The following is a 3,326-nucleotide window of genomic DNA, read 5'->3' as shown; positions in this document are numbered from 1 at the left end:
TAGCGCGCTCTTTCAGGATTCGCGTCAGTAAGATCGCTCTGCCCCCAGGAGGGCTCAGGGAGCTTTATCCTCCAGCTCAATAGATCCGTTGCAAGCCTGGCATGACGACCATTGCCATTTGGAAACGGATGAATTGATACGAGGGCGTGATGAAAGAATGCTGCAAATTCTGGCCACGAGTCCGCCTTAAGATCTGAAAGCCTATGCAAGCAGTTTTCACAGAGTTGTTGTAGCTGTATTTGGATCTCTTGGGGTGCAATACCTATATTTTTTTCTGTAGAACGAAATTCTCCGGCCCAGCTCCATACTGGCGCAAACATTTTTCTGTGGAGAACTTTCAAGCCAGAGAGTGTCAGAATATCTTTTTTGATTTTGCGATTTTTTCGCAGGTCAAATCGGCACTCGAAGATCGCCTGTTTTTCAAACCTGTTAAGGTCCCCCTGAGTCTTTATTGAAAGAAGCAGTCCTTCCAGCTCCTCTCTCTCTAGCGGCGTCGCTCCTTGGGGATAGTCGATCTTCATACCTCATCCCAAAGACGCTTATCTAGGGTTCCAATAAGCAGAGCCTTCTGCATTGAGTTATCAACTTCTCCGCCACCCTGATTCTCCAGGCTCATAGTTTTTTCAACTCGCTGCTCCTCATGCCTGAGGAGAAGATTAGCTCTCTCTATTAATGTTGCTTTGAGGGAGGTTCTTGGGACTAGTGCATAGACCAATTCGCAATCGAGCGCAGCGCTTAGGCGCTTAAGGGACTTGAGTGTGAGGGCATCCTGCGCCTCATTGGACTCGAGACGTGTAACTGTTGTTTGGTCTAGTGAGGCCCTTCTAGCTAGCTGGGAGACGGTCATGCCAAGAGACTCACGAATGGTTCTAAGCCACCCCCTCTGCGGGCGTGAAATCTCCAGCGTCTTGAGCTCCCCAAGTAAACGATCGAGAACCGCTCTTTGGGCGTTCAGTTTTCTCTTCTTTTCGCTAATCATGTGAGCCTTATATGATACATACTATTAGATTAGATATATGTATTATAATAAATGTTTCTGATTAGTGCAATGTATTTTAATACATAATTTATGCCAATAGTGCGCTAAATTCTGTGCTGCAGTTAGTTTTTATCTATATAATCAGATGGTTAAAGCTCTCAAGCTAAAACCGCCGATGGGCAGATTGAGCTTAGTACGCACCCGGCGCAATTTGGGGTCCTAGCTTTACAGACCCTGCGACCGTGAAAGATAAATCTGTGGTGCAGGTTTCGCCACTCTGCCGGTGGAAAGGCCTTTCTGAGATCCTTTTCGACGGCATCTGTGGTTTTACCCTCTGAGAGGCCAAGTCTGTGAGCCAGACGAAAAACATGGGTGTCGACCGGAAAGGCTGGAACTTTTCCAGCCTCACACACGATTACGTTAGCTGTTTTGCGACCTACGCCGGGTAGGGAGACAAGCTCCTCTTGGAGCTTAGGAACGATAGAGTCGAATCGTTCGACCATCTGTCGACCGGTTTCGATTAGATGCTTTGATTTAGTTTTAAAATAGTTGATCTGGCGTATGATGCGCTCGACATCGGTAAGGGCGGCTTTCGAAAGCGCTTCGAAGGTTGGATAGCGTGTAAATAGTTCAGGGATAATCTGGTTTACCTTCTTATCTGTACACTGGGCGGAGAGCAGCACCGCGATAAGAAGCTGATACTCATTCTTAAAATTTAGTTCGGAATGGGGGTCAGGATAGAGCTCAGCGAGAGCGGAAAGAAGGAGCTTTTTACGCTTTGGTCCCATATGGATTAGGAAATCCTAGCGTTTCTTAAGGCTCCGGTCAAAATCATGGAGCCTAGTATGACCAGCGTGTTAGGGTAGTGGCTCTGTACCAACCCCTCGGGGGTAGATTTGCAGAGCCCGCCCAGCAGCGCAAGCTACTGGTGCAGCAATGCTGTGAGCGTTAGGACCGATCGCAAGATTGAATTATTTTAACCACCGACAGTTTTATACTGGGGTAAATACGTTAGCCCCTATCAAGGGGCGAGTTTGCGGAGCAAACTGGGGTGGGAATATTAACTATTCACCCCTAAAATAAGCGTCCCCGATCAGGGGACATCAAGAAAGATGTTTCGTTAGGACCGATCGCAAGATTGAATTATTTTAACCACCGACAGTTTTATACTGGGGTGAATAGTTACGGAGAGATTGATAATATGGCCGAGGCGGTAAAGATCGTAGCAGCAAATAGAAAGGCGCGCTTCGACTATCACATCCTTGAGACGTTTGAAGCGGGCCTGGTTCTTACCGGTGCTGAGATAAAATCGATCCGATCGGGGGAGGCTACCATAAGCGAGGCGTACGTGCGCCCAGATAAAGAGGAGCTCTTTCTTCTTAATGCCTACATCCTGCCTTATTCACACAGCGCCGATAAGGAGTACGATCCGCGGCGCCCGCGCAAATTACTGATGCATCGCCGAGAGATTAACAAGCTTATTCGGGAGCTTGAGACCAAGGGCATGACCATAGTGCCGCTACAGATTCATCTCAAAAATGGACGGGCCAAGATTGAGATAGCGCTCGGTAAGGGCAAGGCAGCTCCCGACAAGCGCCAGGACATTAAGAAGCGGGAGGGCGAGAGGGAGATAGCTAGGGAGCTGTCGCGGCGCAGTAAGTAGGATGATTTTCTTCCATTCTCAGGTAGTTATCCCTGCAGGACGGGCCTGAAAATGGTCTGCTAATGGCATGGAAAATTTAACAATAAGGGATTATACTGTAAGGATCTCGGTCAGAGAGGGCCTGGGTTGTTGTTTTGTATTAATTTATGGGGGTGTAAAGGTTTCGACTTGATTCAAGATCGATGGGTCTGCATGTCCAGGGTCCGCTGGCCTGGTAAAAAAGCGGAAACGAATAACTGCAAAAAACAATGTTATTCACGCTAACTTCGCACGCCCTGCATTTGCACCTGCATACGCAATGGCTGCTTAGTTAGCACCAGACCCGCCGCCACAAGCGCCGGGTCGGCTGATAGGGAACGCGCCCGTAATTTCCTAGAAGCTTAACTTATTCGGGCTCTGAACGGTCACGTGCTGCGGTGATCGTTCGAAACAAACAGGAGCTGGTCGGGGCTGGTTGCGTGTGCTGAATCCACCCTGATAAGATGCTCAGCGCTCTAAACATGTAGATGGCCTATTGTGACGCTTTAAGGACGGGGGTTCGATTCCCCCCATCTCCATTCTTTTCCCGGCATCTCCACATCAGATGCTCCAGGAAACGGAGCAGGGTAAAAGATTCGTTGGGTTATGAAGTTCCATCTCCTCTTGAACTGGTAAAAACCAGCTTCAGGATGGAGGTGGTGGCTT

General features: G+C 48.6%; 4 protein-coding genes and 1 other RNA gene. 2 read left to right on the top strand and 3 right to left on the bottom strand.

Going from position 1 to position 3,326, the window contains the following annotated elements; genetic code table 11:
• The 3 genes from NTV65_00785 to nth all read right to left on the bottom strand — a co-directional run.
• Positions 1-521 (bottom strand): mobile mystery protein B (locus NTV65_00785; GenBank protein ID MCX6113736.1); only part of this gene is annotated, 521 nt, incomplete at its 3' end.
• Complete coding sequence (locus tag NTV65_00780) at positions 518-979, bottom strand: mobile mystery protein A (protein ID MCX6113735.1); 462 nt, start codon at positions 977-979, stop codon at positions 518-520. The genes NTV65_00780 and NTV65_00785, both read right to left, overlap by 4 nt.
• A gap of 158 nt (positions 980-1,137) precedes the next feature.
• On the bottom strand, positions 1,138-1,767 hold the full coding sequence (nth, locus tag NTV65_00775; protein MCX6113734.1) for an endonuclease III: 630 nt from the start codon (positions 1,765-1,767) through the stop codon (positions 1,138-1,140).
• A gap of 413 nt (positions 1,768-2,180) precedes the next feature.
• Here nth and smpB point away from each other — a divergent pair, with 413 nt between their 5' ends.
• The gene (smpB, locus tag NTV65_00770; GenBank protein MCX6113733.1) at positions 2,181-2,642 is read left to right on the top strand and encodes an SsrA-binding protein SmpB; all 462 of its coding nucleotides are present in this window, start codon (positions 2,181-2,183) and stop codon (positions 2,640-2,642) included.
• A 148-nt stretch (positions 2,643-2,790) separates the two neighbouring features.
• Positions 2,791-3,202, top strand: a transfer-messenger RNA (tmRNA) gene (gene ssrA / locus NTV65_00765).
• The last annotated feature ends 124 nt before the right edge of the window (positions 3,203-3,326 follow it).

It is taken from the genome of Pseudomonadota bacterium (assembly GCA_026390555.1).
Lineage (GTDB): Bacteria > Bdellovibrionota_C > UBA2361 > UBA2361 > OMII01 > OMII01.
Note: the sequence above shows the minus strand (reverse complement) of the source record. Positions and strands in the feature narration are given on the sequence as shown.

What these genes read in the sequence shown, in the direction of transcription:
- smpB (MCX6113733.1), top strand. Translation starts at nt 2,181, where the DNA reads ATGGCCGAGGCGGTAAAGATCGTAGCAGCAAATAGAAAGGCGCGCTTC.
- nth (MCX6113734.1), bottom strand. Translation starts at nt 1,767, where the DNA reads ATGGGACCAAAGCGTAAAAAGCTCCTTCTTTCCGCTCTCGCTGAGCTC.
- NTV65_00780 (MCX6113735.1), bottom strand. Translation starts at nt 979, where the DNA reads ATGATTAGCGAAAAGAAGAGAAAACTGAACGCCCAAAGAGCGGTTCTC.